Origin of the sequence: Micromonospora narathiwatensis (assembly GCF_900089605.1) — a bacterium.
Classification (GTDB): Bacteria; Actinomycetota; Actinomycetes; order Mycobacteriales; family Micromonosporaceae; genus Micromonospora; species Micromonospora narathiwatensis.
Map to the genome: position 1 here is coordinate 1,153,973 of NZ_LT594324.1, position 18,570 is coordinate 1,172,542.

18 protein-coding genes are annotated in these 18,570 nt (G+C 68.6%); 8 read left to right on the forward strand and 10 right to left on the reverse strand.

Annotated elements, in window-relative coordinates:
• Positions 1-107: 107 nt before the first annotated feature.
• A complete protein-coding gene (locus tag GA0070621_RS05170; RefSeq protein ID WP_091191994.1) occupies positions 108-749 on the reverse strand; it encodes a GGDEF domain-containing protein in 642 nt (213 codons plus the stop codon).
• Between the two features lie 168 nt (positions 750-917).
• Positions 918-2,447: a hypothetical protein gene (locus GA0070621_RS05175; protein WP_091191996.1), complete on the reverse strand. Its 1,530-nt coding sequence runs from the start codon at positions 2,445-2,447 to the stop codon at positions 918-920.
• A 551-nt stretch (positions 2,448-2,998) separates the two neighbouring features.
• Between GA0070621_RS05175 and GA0070621_RS05180 the strand changes: the two genes are divergently transcribed.
• Positions 2,999-3,268, forward strand: a complete 270-nt coding sequence (locus GA0070621_RS05180) for a hypothetical protein (protein WP_091191998.1) — start codon at positions 2,999-3,001, stop codon at positions 3,266-3,268.
• 3 nt (positions 3,269-3,271) lie between these two features.
• On the opposite strand, the gene GA0070621_RS05185 is transcribed toward GA0070621_RS05180, so the two are convergent.
• From GA0070621_RS05185 to GA0070621_RS05210, 7 genes are all read right to left on the reverse strand, one after another.
• On the reverse strand, positions 3,272-4,390 hold the full coding sequence (locus GA0070621_RS05185) for an IS630 family transposase (RefSeq protein WP_231921019.1): 1,119 nt from the start codon (positions 4,388-4,390) through the stop codon (positions 3,272-3,274).
• A 99-nt stretch (positions 4,391-4,489) separates the two neighbouring features.
• Positions 4,490-5,266 carry a hypothetical protein gene (locus GA0070621_RS05190; protein ID WP_157739845.1) on the reverse strand — a complete coding sequence of 259 codons (777 nt, stop codon included), beginning with the start codon at positions 5,264-5,266 and terminating at the stop codon, positions 4,490-4,492.
• A 162-nt stretch (positions 5,267-5,428) separates the two neighbouring features.
• Positions 5,429-5,848, reverse strand: coding sequence for a hypothetical protein (locus GA0070621_RS29390; RefSeq protein ID WP_157739846.1), 420 nt, complete (start codon positions 5,846-5,848; stop codon positions 5,429-5,431).
• A 539-nt stretch (positions 5,849-6,387) separates the two neighbouring features.
• Positions 6,388-7,809: a ParB/RepB/Spo0J family partition protein gene (locus tag GA0070621_RS05195; protein ID WP_167666613.1), complete on the reverse strand. Its 1,422-nt coding sequence runs from the start codon at positions 7,807-7,809 to the stop codon at positions 6,388-6,390.
• Between the two features lie 162 nt (positions 7,810-7,971).
• Positions 7,972-8,508 carry a hypothetical protein gene (locus GA0070621_RS05200; RefSeq protein WP_091192002.1) on the reverse strand — a complete coding sequence of 179 codons (537 nt, stop codon included), beginning with the start codon at positions 8,506-8,508 and terminating at the stop codon, positions 7,972-7,974.
• A 188-nt stretch (positions 8,509-8,696) separates the two neighbouring features.
• The gene (locus GA0070621_RS05205; protein WP_167666614.1) at positions 8,697-9,836 is read right to left on the reverse strand and encodes a DUF932 domain-containing protein; all 1,140 of its coding nucleotides are present in this window, start codon (positions 9,834-9,836) and stop codon (positions 8,697-8,699) included.
• Positions 9,837-10,454: 618 nt separating this feature from the next.
• Complete coding sequence (locus GA0070621_RS05210) at positions 10,455-10,979, reverse strand: hypothetical protein (RefSeq protein ID WP_091192004.1); 525 nt, start codon at positions 10,977-10,979, stop codon at positions 10,455-10,457.
• A 1,142-nt stretch (positions 10,980-12,121) separates the two neighbouring features.
• On the opposite strand from GA0070621_RS05210, the gene folE reads away from it, so the two are divergent.
• The 6 genes from folE (at position 12,122) to GA0070621_RS05245 (ending at position 16,746) form a co-directional block, all read left to right on the forward strand.
• Positions 12,122-12,745 (forward strand): GTP cyclohydrolase I, encoded by a 624-nt coding sequence (gene folE, locus GA0070621_RS05220; RefSeq protein WP_091192005.1) that lies wholly within the window; start codon positions 12,122-12,124, stop codon positions 12,743-12,745.
• On the forward strand, positions 12,742-13,173 hold the full coding sequence (queD, locus tag GA0070621_RS05225) for a 6-carboxytetrahydropterin synthase QueD (protein ID WP_091192007.1): 432 nt from the start codon (positions 12,742-12,744) through the stop codon (positions 13,171-13,173). The genes folE and queD overlap by 4 nt, the downstream gene beginning before the upstream one ends.
• A 20-nt stretch (positions 13,174-13,193) precedes the next feature.
• A complete protein-coding gene (locus GA0070621_RS05230; RefSeq protein WP_091192008.1) occupies positions 13,194-13,991 on the forward strand; it encodes a 7-carboxy-7-deazaguanine synthase QueE in 798 nt (265 codons plus the stop codon).
• The gene (locus GA0070621_RS05235) at positions 13,981-14,472 is read left to right on the forward strand and encodes a phosphoribosyltransferase (RefSeq protein ID WP_091192010.1); all 492 of its coding nucleotides are present in this window, start codon (positions 13,981-13,983) and stop codon (positions 14,470-14,472) included. Before GA0070621_RS05230 ends, GA0070621_RS05235 begins: the two co-directional genes overlap by 11 nt.
• 103 nt (positions 14,473-14,575) lie before the next feature.
• Positions 14,576-15,607 (forward strand): radical SAM protein, encoded by a 1,032-nt coding sequence (locus tag GA0070621_RS05240; protein WP_091192011.1) that lies wholly within the window; start codon positions 14,576-14,578, stop codon positions 15,605-15,607.
• Positions 15,556-16,746: a DegT/DnrJ/EryC1/StrS family aminotransferase gene (locus GA0070621_RS05245; protein ID WP_167666615.1), complete on the forward strand. Its 1,191-nt coding sequence runs from the start codon at positions 15,556-15,558 to the stop codon at positions 16,744-16,746. Before GA0070621_RS05240 ends, GA0070621_RS05245 begins: the two co-directional genes overlap by 52 nt.
• A gap of 460 nt (positions 16,747-17,206) precedes the next feature.
• Here GA0070621_RS05245 and GA0070621_RS05250 read toward each other — a convergent pair whose 3' ends face one another.
• Positions 17,207-17,623: a hypothetical protein gene (locus GA0070621_RS05250; RefSeq protein WP_157739847.1), complete on the reverse strand. Its 417-nt coding sequence runs from the start codon at positions 17,621-17,623 to the stop codon at positions 17,207-17,209.
• 192 nt (positions 17,624-17,815) lie between these two features.
• Between GA0070621_RS05250 and GA0070621_RS05255 the strand changes: the two genes are divergently transcribed.
• The gene (locus tag GA0070621_RS05255) at positions 17,816-18,523 is read left to right on the forward strand and encodes a 7-cyano-7-deazaguanine synthase (RefSeq protein WP_091192016.1); all 708 of its coding nucleotides are present in this window, start codon (positions 17,816-17,818) and stop codon (positions 18,521-18,523) included.
• Positions 18,524-18,570: the final 47 nt, after the last annotated feature.

The window sequence follows — 18,570 nt, forward strand, 5'->3', positions numbered from 1 at the left end:
TCGTGTTGGCGTTCGTGTGGGGCGGGTTCGCCTTTCCGCCCGGATGGCGCGCGTGGTGCGAGGGGAGGGGCGGCCCGGGTGGGGTGACCCGGGCCGCGCCGGGGGTGTTAGCGGTAGCGGCGGCGGGAGGTGCCTGCCGTGGCGGCGGTGGCTGCGGTGGTGGGGTGCCACACCTGTACGGCTGTGCCGTGGCGCTTGGCGTCGTACATGGCAGCGTCGGCCCGGGTGAGCAGGTCGGCGACTGTACGGGTGCCGTGGTCGGCTATTGCGAGGCCGATGCTTGCGCGGCAGTTGACGGGCTCACCGAAGATCGCGAGCGTGCTGCGGCCGAGGGCGTCGGCAGCGGCGGTGGCGTTCTCGCGGCTGGTGTGTTCGACGTCGTCGGTGATGATCAGGAACTCGTCGCCGCTCATTCGGCCGATGTAGGCGGCGGGTAGGTCGAGTGCGGTGAGGGTGTCCGCGACGTGGATGAGCAGGTTGTCGCCTGCGGCGTGCCCGTGCTGGTCGTTGATCGCTTTGAAGTCGTTGAGGTCGAGCAGGGCAACGCCGACGGGCCGGGTGCGGTCAGTCAGAAGTGCGTCCAGGTGGCGCAGCAGCGCGCGGCGGTTGGGCAGTCCGGTCAGCGGGTCGTGGTCGGCCTCGTGGCGGGCGGTGGCGAGGGCGGTGCGAAGTCGTCGGTTGTGCACCAGGAGTGCGAGGAGGTTGGCGCTGGTGATTGCGAGCAGGATCGTTTGCCACGCCGTGTGCATTCGGGTGCTCCCTGGGGTTGGGGTTTGTGTGGTGTGCGGTGGGGGTTCGCCGTCCCCTTCGAACAGTCATTACTATACCTTATTCGATGACGTGGGTCTATCCGATTCGGCCGGGCGGCCGGGATGGGTAGTAGGGGAGTCGGGGCGGTCGACTCCCCTACTACGTCTCTACGGCTGGTGTCGCTTGCGGGCGTCGCCGAGCACGTGAACCTGATCGGTCAGGATGAGCGGGGCGTCGGCCGGTCCCTTGATGTGCGGGCGGACGTAGGTCCGGCGGCGCAGAGCGCGGCCGGGGCCGTAGGGCTGCTGCCGGAAGAACCCGGCGACCCACCATCGGCGGGTGTAGACGCGCGTGGTCGTGCTGTCGTGGTTGTCCTGGCGGGCCTGCTGCTTGCGGCGCAGTCGCACCAGTCGAACCGTTGACGCGGGTCGGTTGGCGCGCTGGTATGCCTTGCGCGTCGCCTTGTCGGCTGGTTCCTCGGTGATCTCGGCGTCGGGCTGCGTCGACAGGATCCACGTGGCGATCAACGAGCACAGCATCACGCGCGTTTGCTCGCTGCTGGGTGCGTACGGCTGACCGAAGCGCAGCCCTGCGCCGCTGCTGACCGGGGCGAGCCACCCGATGCGCTCGCGTAGCCCCTGCAATTCCACCTCGGTGGGCTGCTGACCCTGTAGGAGGGTTTCGGCTGGGGTGTAGAAGGTGATCCAGACGCCGTCCGGGATGGGTCCCCACTGCGCCGCGACGATTGGCACCGTTAGACCGGTCTGCGGCTCTACCGGCCGATAGATCGGCGTGTGCCAGACGAGCAGGCCGTCGGATGCCGGCATCTCGGCCTGCTCGATGCGCACGTCGGGAAGATCGCGCGCCGCGTGCGCGGCGAGGGCGGTGAAATCGGGGTCGATCCAGAACACGCGTCCGTTTTCCGCGTGGTTTGCCATTAGGGCGGTGTACTGGTGCAGTGCTTCGGGGTTGCGGGCGTCAACGATCGCGGCGGGGGCGTCGAGTGGGGCACCGGGGCGCAGGTGTCCGGGGATCTTGTACGTCTCGCCGCTGTCGAGCAGGCGCAGGAGGTATGAGCCGCCGGACGTGCGCCAGAAACGCACGAGCCGATCCCGCACCTTCGGCAGCATCTGCGGGCGCAGCGACCGTACCTCGGGGGCGACCGTGGCGTCCTTCGTGGGAGGGCGGCTGCGGTTATTCGCCTCGTAGGTGGGAAGCGGTCGTCGTGCCGGTGTGCTGGGAGTGGCGGCGAACAGGGCTTGGTGTAGGGGTCGGAAGAAGCTCTGCGCGTCATCGGACAGGCCACGGCGGCGGGCGCGTTTGACGGCGCGAGCGGTCAGCCCTTCGGGGTCGCGCTGTTCGACCAGGCGCGCGCATCCCTCGCACGCTGCCCAACTGCCGCCGAGGTTGTGCATCGCCATGCCGCTGACGTCGGCTGCGGTCGTCATGGCGATTTCGAGTTTTGCGAAGGTGAACGACGCCACCGGGCGAGGTGCGGAGCAAAAGTCGCAGGTCATTTCGACGTGCGCGAGCTGTGCGAGCGGCGCCGGGTTGGGCTCGTGGTCGTCGTTGCTGTTGCGGGAATGAAGGAACGTCCGTCCGCCGGCCGGGGTGGTGATCACGGTGAGGGGTACGCCGCACGTCGTGCAGCCGTACCCCTCGACGATCGGCGGAGTGCCGACGTCGTGGGAGTCCATGTGTCTCCTTTGGGTTGGGGTTTGTGTGGTGTGCGGTGGGGGTTCGCCGTCCCCTCCGAACAGTCATTACTATACCTCTTCTGGTGGCGTGGATCTATCCGATTCGGCATGGATGGTCGAGGAATTTTGATGATCTTGACGGTGGCTTGCCGGCGGCTACGCCGATCACGCTGCCGTGTACGGACACGGCGCGTCCCCCACTTCCTTTGGCGGTGGGGGGCGAGTTCACTCGACCCGCGGCGCGCGCAGTGGAGGTCAAGTCCGGGCGCGGGGTTTCGAGGAAAGATCATGCGGGGTGTGCATGATGTTTCCGAGCCGCGCCCGGACTTGACCGGAGCGAGCACGTCGCTAGCCTGTTGCGGCCCCCACCGGTGAAGGGGGTTTGGGCGGTGCGGCCGGAGGCCGCTTCCGGTCTATCCGGCCCGCCAGGGCCGGACGCCTCGGTGAGCGGAAATGCGGTGATCGGTCGGGGCCGACGGCAGCCCTACGCCGTGGGCTAGTGCCTTGACCACGAACGTTCACGGTGTCGAGCGGCCGGTAACCTCGGCGCGGTGACGGAGGACGACTTCATGATCAGGCTGACCCGGGACGAAGCGTTGGTGCTCTCAGACTGGCTTCACCGGATGATGGGCACTGCCGATTTCGACGACCTGGTCGATCGTGACCGCGCAGTGTGGTCCCCGCTGTATCGCATCTCCGGGACGCTGGAGACCTCGCTGGCGGAGGTGTTCAGGCCGGACTACCCCGTCCGGCTGCAGGAGGCGAGGAACCGGCTGCTGGATGCGCTTGGCGAGGTGGGGCGGCCAACCGGCGACGCGTGACGGTCAGGCAGCGCGTGGGGTCGGCTGCCGCCAGCCTCGTTGGCGTTCGCTGCGGATGCGGGCGCGTTCGCGGCGTTGGGCGGCCAGGACGTCGGGGTGGCGTGCGTTGGCGTTTCGCCAGCGCAGGTAGGCCTGCAGTTTGCGGGTCAGGACGGTGTGGTTCGGGTGGTCGGAGCCGGCGATCACGAAGGTCCGCAAGGGCCCGAACTGCGCTTCGATCGGGTTGGCCCAGGACGCATACGTCGGGGTGAAGCACAGTTCGACCTTGTTCCGGGCCGCCCACGCCCGGATCTTGAGGCCCTTGTGCGCGGACAGGTTGTCGAGGATGACGTAGATCGGCGCTCCGTCCGGACGCGCGGCCCGGATCGATTTGAGCGCGGCCAGGGTGTTCGCCGCGCTCTTGCGACGCCTGACGACGCCCCAGAGCTGGTCGTCCCCGACGCTGTAGCAGCCGTGGAATTGCCGGACGCCGTGCAGCTTGTGGTAGTTCGCTGGCAGCCGCTGCGGATGCCCGGACGGCGCCCACCCGGCACCGGCCTGCGGACGGATGACCAGTGGCCCGAACTCGTCGAAGGCGAACACCCGCTGCGGGAAATGCGCAGTGACGTACTCGATACGGGCCAGCTTGGCAATCCGGTCGGGGTCGGTGGACTCCTTCCACGTCTTCGTCCGCTGAAAGGTGATCTTGTGCTGGTGCAGGATCTGCCGCAGCCGCTCCCGCCCGATCCGAACTCGGCGGACGGCATGGGCGGTGAGGTAGTCGGCGAGCTTACGCACGCTCCACCGGGTGAACGGCCGCCCCAGTGCTTCGGGGCGGGCGTTGGCCGTCTCGACGATGAACACCTCGTCATCGTCAGTGATCAGGCGGGGACGGCCACCCGCCCACTGAGGGTCCAGGCTGACCATGCCCATCTCGTTGAACCGGTGGATGACCTGCCGGACCGTGTCCTCATCCGCCTGCACCAGCCGGGCGATCGCCGGCACTGTGTTCCCACCGGCTGAAGCGAGCACGACCATGGCTCGCCGTAATCGGACCGCCGAGCCGGTACCACGACGGGTGATCCTCAGCAGCTGCTGACCCTCCTGGTCACTGAGCCGCCGGACGCGCACGGGTTCTGCCACCGCCACAGCCTGAAGCCCGCGACGCCGCCCGTCAGCCAAGCCGGCCGGCGTGTCACCCAACACCGCGAACCTTCGTGGTCAAAGCACTAGCTGAGCAGATCAGGGGTGAGGTGGTGTGCTGTCCTGCTCGTCCAGGATGGCCCACAGCGTTTCGCGCCTCCACTTGCGGCGGTAGCGCCCCTTTGGGCCTGCTGTCTGCTCATCGGCGCGCTCCAGCACGCGATTGGGTAGGGCGTTGGCGGTGCTGTAGCCGAGCACTCGGGCGGCTTCGGCTTTGCCCACCAGTTCGTCTGGGTTGCCGGAGCGGTCGGGGTGGCCGTGGGGAGTGCCGGCTGGCCGTCCGGTGCGCGTCGCGCCTCCCTTGCCGATGCGGTTTTCCGCGATCGCCCACACGGTGCGGCGCTTCCACCGTCTGCGTTTGCGGCCGGATGGGGTCAGAGATTCGTCATCCACCTGCTGCTGCAGCCGCAGCCACACGGGGTTGTTTCCGGCGAGGGCGCTTCGGTCGCGGTAACCGAGGATGCGGGCCGCCGTCGCGGTGTCGACCAATTCGTCCGGGTCCCCGGAGCGGTCGACGCTGTCGCGCGCGCTGCGTGTGGCCTGTTCGCGTGGCAGTTCGTAGTCGGCGATGTCCTGGCGGTGCCATGTGCGGCCATCGGCGGCGCGCTCGGGGAAGCCGTTGCTGTCGCGCTCGCGGTAGAGCCGGTCGAGGTGGCTTACGGAGATGCCGAGCATCGCCGCTGCTTCGATCCGGTTCACGACATCGCGGCCGTGTGGGGAGCGCGTGGACATGGAGTGATGATGCCGTACGCACTGGTTGGCGAGCCGAATGGTCGGCGGATGGCGGTTGATGACGCTTCTCATGGTCTGCTTCACGGTCGCTGGCTGGGGGCTGCCGTACGATGGGCGGCACGCTCCGGCGTAAGGGTTCGTTGGGGCCCGTGTGGCGTCGGATGCCAGGCGGCCGGGGGGAGTTCGCCAAACTAACCCCCCGGCCTCCGCCGAGCAGTCGCCCCAAGGGGCGCTGGGGCGCTGTGGTCACCGGCCCTGCGGTGGGTGGTGCCGGGCATTGGGAAGGCACCGTCGCGCGGCGCGCGCCAGGACCCCGTATTGCGTGTCGCCCCTGGCGATCACCTGCCCGGTCGGCAGCCTGCGCGCCACGTATTCGCAGCGCTGGGCGTCCCATCCTCCGACGCAGACGGGCGATGGTTCGGTGATCATGTCCCATCGTTCACCGTCGGTGCCGTTGATGTGGACGTGGAACTCGCGGGTGAGAGTCCACCTGTCGCTGTAGGTGTCGAGCCGGAGGCCGTGGGGATTGTTGTCCCGAAAGAGGCACCAGCGGCCATCGCCTCCGAGCAGCCGCGCGATATCCCGCTGTCCATCAAGCGGGGCTTGGCCACGTGGGTGCCGTACTGCTGCGGTGGTCGCGTTCTGGCTGAGCCGCCGGTTTGGCATGGTCGAATCCCGTGGGTTGGTGTGGTGGGCCTCCGGAGGTTCGCCGTCTCCGGATACAGGTCATTACTATACAGGCATCGGGCGTGGATTGAGTGCGGATCGTGGCGCACGCGGAGCTGGCAGGGCGGGCCGGCTGCGGACCTGATGGGACGCGGACGTGTTCCGGCCCGCCCGGTGGCCGCGGGAGCAACGGCTTGGAGCACGACGGGCTCGGGACAAGATCGGTCTTGGGTGGTGCCGGTCGGGGGCTGGATGTGGCCCCCGACCGGCAGCGGCTAGGCGGCGAGGTTGCACGCGGTGTCGGGGTCCGCCTCCGTGTCGGCGGTTGCGGTGTCAGCAGCGGCGACGGTTGCCGCGTCAACGTCGTGGCCCTCGGTCTCTGCCTGCTCGGGTTCGTCCTCGGTGCGGGCAGGCTGCGGGTCGTCTGGCTCCGTGTTCGTGGCTACGGCGAGGGCCGTTCGCCGGTTCGTGGTGCGGTTGGCGACGCCGTCGATGATGAGCTGTTCGACCTTACCGACCTGGAAACCGTTGATGACGCACTACTGCAACCACTTCGCGACGGCCGGGTCGGGGGCACGCCAGGAGCTGCGGGTGATGGCGCTTTCGTTCGCGGCGGCGATGGCGGCCAGTGAGATGACCGTGTAGCGGGCGTCGCTGACGCGAGCGGGGACGCGGCTGGTGCCAGCCCGCTTGGTCTTGCCCGGCGAGAGCAGGTCGTCCAGCATCTTCCGGCCGCCGTTGACCCAGGTGGACAGGAGGTAGCCGGAGTCGGCCAGCATCTCCGCGATGAGCTTGTTGGTGCCCTTGGGTGGGGTCTTGCCAGCGAGCAGGTTGGTCAGCCACTCACGGCGGACGGTGTTCGCGGCTTCCATCAGCTTGTTGTTCTCGATGACGCGCCGCCGCTCGGCCTTTTCTCCCTCGGTCATGGGGCCGCTGCGAGTGGTGGTGCTGTAGCTGTACTGGGTGTGTCCGTGCTTGCGCCAGTCGGTGCAGTAGGTGCGTTCGGTGAGGCGGTGGTCGTAGGCCAGGTACAGCAGGACGGCGTGGCCGGGGCAGGCGGTGTGCTGCTCGGTGTCGATGCGCTGGCCTTCGGCGTCGCGGAGGTCGCAGATCTCCTTGACCTTCGCGTCGTGGTAGCCGGGGTGTTCGGTCAGCAGGGTCACCCCGGCGGCGGTCAGCTCGGCGCGGCGCGCGGCTTCGGCTTCGCGTGCGTTGCGGGCGGAGCGGGCCTGTTCGACGGCTCGGGCGAACGCGAACGGTCCGGCGTCTTCGGCTTCCTGCAACAGCGTTGCGATGGTGCCGGGTTCGTCGGTGAACTCGGCGAGGGCGGCGGCCTGAGTGAAGTTCAGTCCGAGTGCGTGGGTGCGTGCGGCGGTGTGCTTGTCCAGGGCGGCGACGCTGCGGCCGGCCTTGACCTGTTCGGGGTGGTAGCCGGTGCTGCGGGCGATCTCCTCGTCGCTCATGCCGTCGAGGGCGAGCTGCTGGATGCCTCGGGATACCTGTGCGGCGGTGGGGTCCTTGCGGTGGACCTGCCGCAACATGCTGATGATCTGCTCGCGGTTGCCGGCCAGGTCGTCCCGGACGATGGCCGGGATGTACTCCTGCTCGGCTTCGACAGCGGACCAGTATCGCTGCTCGCCGTCGATGATCAGGTACGTGTCGTCGTCCAGCGGCGTGACGATGACTGGGGCGAGCAGCCCGCGAACGCCGTCCTCTTGCAGGTTCTCCACGATGCCGGGCAGGGCTTGGGCGTCGTCGCGGACGTTGTCGGGGTTGGGCTTGATCTGCTTGATGGGCAGCAGTTCGTAGCCGCCGGGCAGGGCGGGCTTGGCGTTGGTGTCCTCGGTGTCGGCTACCACCGCCGGGCCGGTGGAGGTGGTCGACAGGTCGGGCAGTCCTTCCGGGTTGGGCTGGTCGGTTGCCGCGCTGGACTGCGCGTCGGTTGCGGTGATCGTGAGCACGGGCGTGCTCCCTTCGGTTGTGGGTTTGTTGGTTGGCCGGTCAGGCCCGGGTTGCCGTCCGGGCCTGACCGATGGTTTCGGGCCGCTGCGTTCAGCGGCGCTCGCGTACGCGTCGGCTTGCTGGGGAAGCTGCCAATGAATGGAGGAACGTCGCGCGGCGGGTTAGGCGGCTGTGGCGACGGCGGTGAGGTGGGGGCGGGTAGCTGGTGCGGGCATGGCGCATTCGGTGCAGGTGGTGCTGGTCCAGCGGTGAGGGCTTGCGCCGTCGCTGGCTGGGCAGGGGAGGGCTTGTAGGTCGAGGATGTCGGCGGCGTTGAGGCAGGTGGGGCAGAGCCCCCAATTCGCGGTCGAGGGACCGGCGATGGGGGAGTCGCATTGGGCGCAGTGCAGGCCGGCTTGGCGTAGTGCCTGGCCGATCACGTCGGCGGTGGTGACGGCGCGGCGGGCTGTTGCCGCGAGGTTCTTCCATGCGGCGGTGTTCTGGATGCGGTGCCAGTCCTCGGTGTTCAGGGCTGGGTCGTGGAGGCTGCCGGCGTCGTCGGCCTGGGCGCGTAGGTACGCCTCGACTTCTGCGCGGCCGAACAGTGGCCCGGTCCATTGGTAGGTGCGGGCGAGTACGGAGACGAGCTGTCGGGCGTCGGGTTCGGCAAGGTTGCGGGGCAGGGAAACGCCGTGCGGCAACCCGATGAACAGGGGCATTGCTTTCTCCCAATGGGGCGGCGGTGAGTTTGCACCGTGCGGTTGCGGCCGGGTTGCTGTGGCCGTGCGGTGTGGGAGCGGCAGCCCGCGTCGGCGTGCTCGATGCGCGTCGGCGCGGTCAGCCTTGCGGCGGGGCGCTGGGTCCGGGTGCCGCTGGCGGGTTGCGCCGGCGGCACCCGGAGGTCGGGTCAGAGCGTGGCCGCGATTTCCATTGCCCGGATGCCGACGCCCTCCATGTCGTACGCGGCGTCCGGGTCGGTGAGGGTCTTTGCCGCGCTGGTGACGGCGTGCATGATGCCCCCGGCCGTGCGGTCGCTGCCGTCGATGAAGTGGCTCAGGATGAGTCGCTGCTCGTCCTCGGTGAACCGCAGCCGCTGGGCAACGACCCGGATGGTGTGGTCGGGGTCAGGGACTCGGCGGCCGGCCTTCTCCTCGATCTCTTCGATCTTGCGCTGCACGTACCCGACGTCGAGGAAGCGGCGCACAGCGTCACGGGTTTGCTTGCCGATCAGGGTGAGGTTCGCCTGGTGGGTGTCGTTGCTCCACCGGATGGTGCCCTCGTCCATCTTCGCGCCGAGGTGCACCGCCCGTAGGGCGTCTTTTGTGATGGTGAGGCCGTTGTCGCAGACCTGTACGACGATGCGGGGCGTGACGCTGAACGCGCCGGAGCCGGTTTCGCTGTTGGTGAAGACGAGCCCGGCGAAGACGGTCGGGTTGTCCGCGCCGGTGGCACCGGTGAAGGGGCTGCGGTAGTTGCGCAGCAGGTTGCGGGCGAGGGACTTGATGGCCTCGGAGTGCACCCGGACGACCATCCGGCGCTCGCTCAGGTCGCAATCCAGCTTGACGTTCATGCCGGACTCGCGAATGCCGGACAGGACGGCCATCAGAACGTCGAGGTTGTCGATGATCTTGTACCCGTCGCTGAGGAAGGCGCGCAGGATGCCGCCGCCGTTGCCGTCGGACAGGCAACGGGCGAGGTAGCGCTTGCCCTGGCTGAGATCGAGCCAGCCGTTGACGTTGGCGTCGTAGAGGTGCAGCGCCTGGGCGCGGGTCTTGCGCAGGTAGCTGGTGGGGATGCCGAGCTTTTCGCCGAGTCCCGCGTCGCCCAGCTCGGTAGGCCGGTAGAGCCCGTCGGAGGGGGTGACGCCCGATTCGCTGAGGATTGGTTCCGCGCCGGTGATGCGCAGGTGCCCGGCCTCGGCTCGCAGCATCGCCGTGCCGGCGACAACGTCGAGCTTGTGCGCCTGCTGGAGGTCGAGGATGCGGTGCAGGTCCGGCAGGGCCGCGTGCCGGGCGGTCAGGGGGATGGTGTCGAGCGCGTTACTCACCGTTGATCCCTTTCGGTTGGGGTGTTGGCTGCGAGGGCGAGGTTGCCGTCCCTCCCTCACGTATTTAACGATACATGAAGAGCGCGGCTGAGTCCACTTGAGATTGTCGAATCCGTGGAGTTCTCCGCGTGGTCAGCGAGTGACCGTCGGTATCAATGACGCATGGTCTACTGATGTTTCTCAACGCGTTGAATGGTGACTTGGGCGGCGTGGCCGGTTATGTGATGCTCGTCAGAGAGCCTTCCCGGTGGCCTGATCTTTGATCACCATGTGTGGCTGTGGGGGTCAAGCCTGGGGTGTGGCTTGACCCCCACAGCCACACATGGTTGGCCCTGTGGGGTCAGGTCGCCGGGAAGGGTCGGCGTTGCCTTCCCCTTCCCGGAGCCTGCCTCGCCGGCGAGGCGCCGCGGTTCAGCGGCGGGTCGCTGACCCGGCTGGAAGCCATCGACCGCAGGTCGATTCAGCCCAACCAGCGAGACGGCTGCCGGACCGGACGGGCTAGCGGGCGTCGAGTGGCGCGAATGGGCCTACATCCGGAAGCAGTCGTGTGCCTTGCGGCAATCGCTTCACGCAGCGGCCGCATTGGGAGCGGAGCTTGACGGTAGGCGGCTTGCGGCATTAGGAGACAGCGGTTGGCGAATCGGGCGGCGCGGCGCTGAGCACCTTTCCGCTCCGGGTGTTGATCCATTCCTGCACGCGCCTGCGCTTCCAATAACGAGTAGATCCCTGCACTGGTGCAGGTTCTTCGCGGTCGGGCAGGGGAAGATAGCCATCCTCGCCGCAGTCCCACGCGGCCTTGCTCATCCCGACGTACTTGTCCCACCCGCCCTGCGTGATGGTGAGAATCTCCCGGAACTCGGTGGCGGAAATCAGCTCCTCGGGGTCGCCGTTGAGGTCGACGTGGTGGACCCGCGCTCGGGAGGCTTCCACGATCTGCGGTAGGAGGACATCCCGGACGTGCTCCAGCTCGTCGATGGGAAACCACGCCTTCTTGTCCTGCTTGACCGACGCGGGCCAGCCTGACCCCTGGGCGCGCTGCTTCGGCGACGTCTTGAGCCGTACCGTCTGTTCGGACCGTCCGGTCAGTTCGGCTGCGCCAGCTATGTCCGTGTGCGGCCGGCCACCGATGTTCCGGATTTCCATCCCTATCCCTGCCTGCGCCGGTGGCCACAGTTGGAACGGCCGGGGAACATCGTCCTAACGGACGAAGCGGCAACCCCCGGCCGCCTGAATCAACCAACAACCCCAACCGCGTTGTCGCACCGCCAGGCGGCGGACATGTGGCCGAAGCGGCCCCGATGGTAGCAGCCGGGCCGACGACCGCCAGGGAATTGGACGGGGAAGCGGGGCAATCGGCACGGCGGCCTCCCCAGCACACCAGAACCGATGACAGGATCGGGCCGCCGGACGCCTGGTGCACGGTGATGCCGAGGCTTACACCGACTCGTCGGCCGGCCTGCTCCGGCGGCGCCGCTCGTAGACCGGCGTGCCCTGGGGAATCCGACAACTCGGCCGCGATGCGCGGAGAGGCGAGCACCGGGTCGACATGCAAGATCTTCACGTCCCCGGTCTCGTCCAGCGTGACGGCGTCGCGGGTGTAGTCGAATGAAAGCGGCGGGCATCCGGTTACCGACGCGTCGGTGCAGGGTGCTTCGCGTACCAGGTCGGTGGCGTGTTTGAGCTGCCCGACCGCGGCCTCGCGGCTCAGGCCGCAGCCGATAGCCGCATCTGGAGGCTGAACGCGGCGGTGGCAACCTCGACTCTTGCGGCGGTCGACGTGGTCAGGCGGTGGGGTGTCGGCTGAAGACCGGCGCGCGGCGTCGGCCCCGGTGTCCGGCCAGCAGTCCACCCTGTTCAGTCGCAACACGCGGCGGTAAGGGCCATCGCGCTGTAGAACCCTCGGACACGTTTATTCCACATAAACCCTGGTCGACGCTGCCCGGACCACAAATCGGTAGTCCAGGTCGGACCGAAGGTCGGCATTCCCCTGCAACCCGAGTTCGGTGATCGTGATAGCCGGAGTCAGTCATCGATGCTCTCGGAACGAGGAGGTTGCGATGAAGGCACGGTGCCGGAGCGGTCCGCTGGCCACCACGCGGTCCCGCCGCCCGCCGTGCCGGCTGTGCAGTACGAGACCCCCGGTGGACCTCTACAAGCAGTGACCACCACAGCGCACGCCCTATCGCGCCCCGCAGACGCAGCGCCCGTTGCGCCGGCTCGCGCATGCGGCGGCCGATATCGCACAGAGCAGTCCAGACGCCCGAGCTGACACCGAAGGAGACCTGGTGACAACCACCTTCCCCGATCTCGATGATCCAGTCCATTCCGTGCTCGCCGGCGTGGACGTGCTCGACCGGAAGCAGGTCGAACAGGCGGTGATGCAGTTGCTGCGAACCCTCGGTGTCCCCGCTGACTCCGAGGTCGGCCGTAACACGCCTCGGCGAATGACCGACGCCCTGGTGCAGATGCTCACTCCTCAGTCGTGGACGTTCACGACGTTCCCGAACGACGAGGGCAACCACGATCTGGTCTTGACGCGCGGCATCGCGTTCACGTCGCTGTGCGCCCACCACTTGCTGCCGTTCTCGGGCTACGCGCACATCGGTTTCTACCCCGGGGCGAAGCTGCCCGGCCTGTCGAAGATCGCCCGGACGGTGGAGATGTTCGCCGCCCAGCTGCAGGTGCAGGAAAACCTCGGGCAGCAGATCGCCGGTTTCCTGGAGGCCCAGCTGGCATGCGACGGCGTCGGCGTGGTGCTCGAGGCCGAGCACCTGTGCATGACCCGCCGTGGCGTCCGCGCTGCTGGCGCGGACACGCTCACGGTCGCCACCCGCGGCCGGTTGCAGCGGGACCATGGCGCGCGCACCGAGTTTCTCCAGCTGGCCGTTCGGTCGGGCAGGACCGCATGAGCGGGCCTGCGTCGGCCGGCTCGGGCCCCGTCACGGCCATCGGGCCGGGGATCTACCGCATCTATAAATCGTTCATGTTCGAGGCGGCGCACCAGTTGGGTGGGCTGCCCGAGGGACACAAGTGCGGCCGGCTGCATGGGCACGGGTACACCGTGGAAGTCACGATCGCATCGAGGCGGCTGACCGGGCCAGGCTTTGTGGTCGATTTCGCGGAGCTCGATCTGCTGAAACGGCATCTGGACGGCGAGTTCGACCATCGATTCCTCAACGACGTCGTTGACGTGGAGCCGACCAGCGAGAACCTGGCCCGGGTGCTGTTCGACTGGTGCGCGGCCCACCTTGCCCTGCCGGACGGCGCGTTCGTCGAGGCGGTGCGGGTGCGCGAAACCGCGGCCAGCTGGGCGGAGTACCGCCAGGACAACCCCTGACCGGGAAGGGAGCCGTCGCGTTGTCCACCACGATCACCGCCACGACGAGCCGGACCAGCACGCAGGTCGCGGTCGCTGACCTCTTCTATTCCTTCCAGGGAGAAGGGGCGAATCTCGGCCGTCGCGCCCTGTTCGTGCGCCTCCTGAGATGCAATCTGACTTGCGGATATCCAGGTATGCCTCGCACGGCGGACGCGGCTGCCGTCGGCGCGATGGTCTGCGACACCGAGTACACGTGGAACACGGCCAAGCACGACCTGCAGGCGGCGCCGGCGATGAGCGCCGCCGAGATCTGGGACGATCTGGTGCGGCTCGACCCGGCCACCGGCAACCCGGGCTTGGCTCCGGTGGATCTGATTGTCGTCTCCGGTGGCGAACCGCTGCTGCACCGCGGCATCGTCACCGACCTCGCCCGGCGTGCGTCCGCCTCCGGCAAGGCCTTGGAGATCGAGACGAACGCGACCATGGCTCCGAGCGCAGCGCTGATCGCAGCCGGCGCGCGCTTCAACGCCGGGCTGAAGCTGGCAAGCTCCGCGGTCCCCTACGGCAAGCGGATCAAGCCGCAGGTCATCACGCAGCTGCAGGCCAGCGGACAGGCCCGGTGGAAGTTTGTGGTGACCGGCCCCGATGACGTGCGGGAGATCGCCGACCTCCAGCAAGAGTTCGGCCTCACGGAGGTGTGGCTATCCCCGGAGGGCGCCAGTGTCGATGTGGTCATCTCTCGGATGCGGTGGCTGGCCGACGTCGCGCTGACCCACGGCTGGAACCTCACCACCCGCCAGCACGTGCTGATTTGGGGCGACGAACGTGGCCGGTGACCGCACCCTCACGACGCTCGGCTGGGACGACATCACCGCCACCGCCGATCGGATCGCGGACGAGGTCCGCGCCGACAAGGTTCCCGACGTGCTGGTGGGCGTGCTGCGCGGTGGCGTCGTCCCGGCCGTGCTGCTCGCACACGCCCTCGGCGTGCGTACGGTGCGCGCCGTGGAGGTGCTGCACACGACCTCCGACGGCGTCGACGCGATGAAGTCGGCCGCGCCGCAGGTCGCCAATGCGACCAGCCTCGGCATCCTGACCGGCGCGGACGTGCTGCTCGTCGATGACGTCGCCGGCAGCGGCGACACCGTCGCACGCACCGTCGAGCTGGTGCGGACCGCCGGTGCCGCCCGGGTACGCACCGCGATCTTCGTGGTTAACGCCGGCAACTGGCGGCGGCCGCAGGAACCTGGGCAGGCGCTGACCTACATCGGGACCTTCGTCGACGGCTGGGTGGTCTTCCCGTGGGAGCAGCCGTGAACCGGGCGACCATTCGATCCCAGCGTACACACGCGCCGAGGGCCGGTCGCGGCAGCCAAAGCACACCAGCTGGCACTCAATCCGAAAGGGAGGACGGCGCGCGATGACTGGTGTTTCCCTGTTGTGGGCGCTGCGTTCGCCGTGCAACCTCGGCTGCCGCTACTGCTACTTCGGCACCATTGAGGAGCACCGGGAAGCCATGCCGGCTCAGCCCGGAGTGCTGTCACACCTGGCGCGCAACGATCTGGACCTGGCCACCATCGCCGCGTTCGTGCAGACCCTGCCCGCATCGCGCGTCGAGCGGATATTCCTCGCCGGCGGCGAGCCGCTCATCTGGCCGCCGATCATGGATGTGGTCGCCGGGATCAGAGCCGCCGGCGTTCAGGTGGTGCTGTGCACGAACGGTATCCCGCTCAACCGGCCTGAGCTCGTCGAGGCGATCCTCGCCACCGGGGTCGACGCTGTGTCCGTCTCGCTCGACTCCGCCGACGCTGGCTACAACGACCGGTGGCGTCCGGCCCGCAACGGCGTGCACGGCCACCGCGATGTCCTGGCCGGCATCCAGGCCTTGATCACCGCCCGCGGCGGTGACCGGTCGCCGCGCGTTGGCATTTACTCGGTGATCACTCGGCAGAACATCGACGCGGTCACCGAGACTGCGGCCCTGGCCGCTCGGCTCGGCTGCGACTACTTCGTGCCGCAGCCGATCGCCCTCGATCCGGAGCACGCGCTGCACCAGCAGCTGTCGCTCACACCGTCCGACGCCGACGCGCTCGCCGTAGCCTTCGCGCAGCTGTATGACGCGCCGCCGGTCCGGCTTCCCGCGCCTGGCTACCCGGGCCAGGTCGTCGACGCGATCACCGCGGAGCGTCCCGGCTTCGTGCGTGGCTGCTTTGGTGGGACCGACCTGTTCTTCATCGAGCCCGACGGCAGCGTTTGGGACTGCCCTTCCACGTTGAAGATCCGGGCCACCGCAGCGGGTGACGGTCGCCGCTCGATCCGCGACGCGAGCGCCACCACGCTGTTCGGTCCCGGCGGTGCCTGTGCCGACTGCCACCTGTTCTCCGCCGACTGCGTCAACATGTGGCCGCTGATGGGCTTCACCCGTTTCCTGCCCAACGGCGTGCCGTCATGACGCCCGACGATCTGCGCCACGCTGCACCGCCGGACCCCACCGGAGTTGAGGAGGCCGTTGTCGCGGACCTCGCACGTCTGATCACGCGGATGCCGGACCCCGCCGGGGGTGTGCATGGGGCGGCCCTGGAGCGGGAGTTGGCCGTGAACGCCGGCGTACGGCACGCGGTCGCGGTGTCGTCCGGCACCGCGGCGCTGCACACCGCGCTGCGCGCACTGCACATCGGCCCGGGCGACGACGTCCTCGTACCGGCGCTGTCGGTGATCATGTCGGTCGCCCCGGTCATCCACGCCGGTGCCCGCCCGGTCTTCGTCGACTGCGACCCCACCGGCACCGACCTCGACTACGACGACCTCGACCGCAAGGTCACGCCTGCGGCCAAGGCGATCCTGCCCGTGTATCTGTGGGGCCGCACCGGCGACCCGGCCCGGCTGGCCCACGCGGCGGCGGAGCATGGCCTGGCCGTCGTGGAGGACGCCTGCCAGGCACAAGGCAGCCGCGCCGGTGGCCGACTCGCCGGCACCACCGGCGACGTCGGCTGCTTCAGCCTCAAAGACGGCAAGGTGCTCTCGTCGGGAGAGGGCGGCTACCTCCTTACCGACCGCGACGACATCGCCCAGCGCGCGCGGTCCTTCCGCTCGCACCAGCAGCCCCCACCGCCCGAAGACGGCCTCCCCGCCGAGGTCGGCTACAACTACCGGCTCGCCGAGCCGCTCGCGCTCATCGCCCGCGCCAACCTTGCCCGCCTCGACACGCTCGCCGCCCGCCGTCGACACCAGGCATGCCTGCTCGCCAACCTGCTGACCGGCGCCCCCGGCATTGACGTGACCGATGTCCCGACCCGTCGAGGCTGGAACGGCTACAGCTTCCTCGCGACCGTGACCCTGGACGAGCCCCGCGCATTCTGTGAACACCTTGCCCGTCGTGGCGTACCAAACAGCGTCGGCACGTTCGGTTTGACCTCCGCCGATCAGCGCTCCGCGCTCGCCCCGTTCACCACCGCGCCGTGTCCCCACGCTGCTGCCGTCGTCGACCGGACCCTCGCCGTCATTCTCACCGACCACGACGACGAGCAGCGCATCGCCGGCTACGCAACAACGATCTCCCGAGAGGCCATGCAGTGGCAGCACCACATGTGACCAGCGACGGTAGGCCAGGCAGCCCCGCCGCCGGAGCCCGCGGGCATGGCCTTGCCACTGTCGATCGATCCCATCCCGGCGGCGTCCCCGCCAGCAACGTGATCGGAAGGAAAGCGTTGACGTGCGCCGACGTTCCTGCCACGTTCGATGGTTACCGCACTCGCCGCCTCGGCTCCAGTCTCACGGCACAGGTTGATGAACACCTCGGCGACTGCGCTGGGTGCCGACATGCCTGGAAGCGATGCCGGTGGGACGCGGCCCGGGGAACCGACCTGTACGAGCAACTCGCCGCCTACCTCGGTGACACGTTCGAGCCCTATTTCGACTCCTCCCGCAGGTTGGCGACCGAGTGGGACGAGGCCCGTCCCGTCAAACCGGAGGAGATCCGGCAGTTCTACCGCACCACCCGGGCGTACCTCTACAACCAAGTCATCTGGCACGCCAGTGGGGCCCGCCCCGACTACGTCACTGCGGCCCTGCCCATCCTTCGCGAGCACCCTGGGGCGATCCTCGACTGGGGTGCGGAATCGGTGCCGACCTGCTCCGGATGCACCACGTCGGCCTCGACGTCTGGGGCTGCGACCTGCCCTCGCCGCCCCGAGACTTCCTGCAATGGCGTGCCGTCGGTGGCGGGTACCACCGCCCGATTCTCGATACCGGCAGTCCCGACCAAGCCGTCCGGCCAGGCGTGCTGTGGATCATCGACACGCTCGACCATCTTCGTGATCCCGAAGCCGAGCTCGGCGGCCTCTTGAACCAGGTCGATCTGATGATCACCGAGCGGTACGAGGTCGATCAGCGGCGGGGCCGTCAAGGGTTCCATTTCCGGCGCACCCCGGCCGAGATAGCGCATTTCCTTGCCCTGTACGGCCTGCAACCCCGCAGGCCAGCGGAGACGCCCGAGGTGCTCTCGGTCTGGGTCCGTGCTCGGCTCGAGCGTCCGCAGCCTTCAGGACCTGGACCTGATGGCGCTGCCCGAACCCCGGCCTCTGGCGACCTTCACCTCCGCCGAGCTGCCCAGTTGCCCGGACGCGACACCGGGCCGGCGCCCACCGAGAAGGAGTGATAGATGCGCGAGGTTCTCCTCTTCTCCGCCGGGCTGGATTCCTTTCCGGCCTGGCACTACCTCGGCAAACCACCGGCACTGTACTTCGACATCCGGCACTACGGCCGGCAGCAGGAGATCGACACCGTGCAGGCACTCGCCAGCGCGCACGGGATGGACCTGACGATCAGCAACGAGCTTGATCTGTCAGCCTGGGCCACCCCTCAGGGGGACCTGATCCCGTTCCGGAACGTGCTGTTCGCGATGCTCGCCGGCTTCCGCGCCGATGTGGTCTGGTGCGTGGGCGTCAAGGGCGACCACACCGCCGACAAGAGCCCTGAGGCGTTCATACGGATGAGCGAGATGCTGACGGCGTTCGCTGGCCGGCCGATCCGGGTCGACAGCCCGTTCTGGAACATGACGAAATCGGAGATCGTCGCCTGGTACCTCGAGGCCGGTCTGCCCGTCAACGACCTGCTGCAGACGTTCTCCTGCGCGACGCCGGAAGACGCGTTCGCGCACTGCGGCCGGTGTCCGAGCTGCTTGCGCCGCTGGATAGCGCTGACCAACAACGACATCGCCGGCCACTTCGCCTCCCCGCCCTGGACCTGGGACCGAATCCGCGCCTACTACCTGCCCGCGATGGCCAGCGGCGGTTACCCGCCGCACCGTGTCGAGGAGTTCCGCCGCGCCATGGCCACCGTCGGTGTATTCCCCGAGCCACCTCGATGAGTCGCCGCCTGGCTCTCGCCCCGTTACGCCGACCCCTACGCCTTGGG

Excerpts from the sequence above, each read along its gene's own strand:
- GA0070621_RS05170 (WP_091191994.1), bottom strand. The coding sequence starts at position 749 with ATGCACACGGCGTGGCAAACGATCCTGCTCGCAATCACCAGCGCCAAC.
- GA0070621_RS05175 (WP_091191996.1), bottom strand. The coding sequence starts at position 2,447 with ATGGACTCCCACGACGTCGGCACTCCGCCGATCGTCGAGGGGTACGGC.
- GA0070621_RS29390 (WP_157739846.1), bottom strand. The coding sequence starts at position 5,848 with ATGCCAAACCGGCGGCTCAGCCAGAACGCGACCACCGCAGCAGTACGG.
- GA0070621_RS05200 (WP_091192002.1), bottom strand. The coding sequence starts at position 8,508 with ATGCCCCTGTTCATCGGGTTGCCGCACGGCGTTTCCCTGCCCCGCAAC.
- GA0070621_RS05210 (WP_091192004.1), bottom strand. The coding sequence starts at position 10,979 with ATGGAAATCCGGAACATCGGTGGCCGGCCGCACACGGACATAGCTGGC.
- queD (WP_091192007.1), top strand. The coding sequence starts at position 12,742 with ATGAGCGGGCCTGCGTCGGCCGGCTCGGGCCCCGTCACGGCCATCGGG.
- GA0070621_RS05240 (WP_091192011.1), top strand. The coding sequence starts at position 14,576 with ATGACTGGTGTTTCCCTGTTGTGGGCGCTGCGTTCGCCGTGCAACCTC.
- GA0070621_RS05255 (WP_091192016.1), top strand. The coding sequence starts at position 17,816 with ATGCGCGAGGTTCTCCTCTTCTCCGCCGGGCTGGATTCCTTTCCGGCC.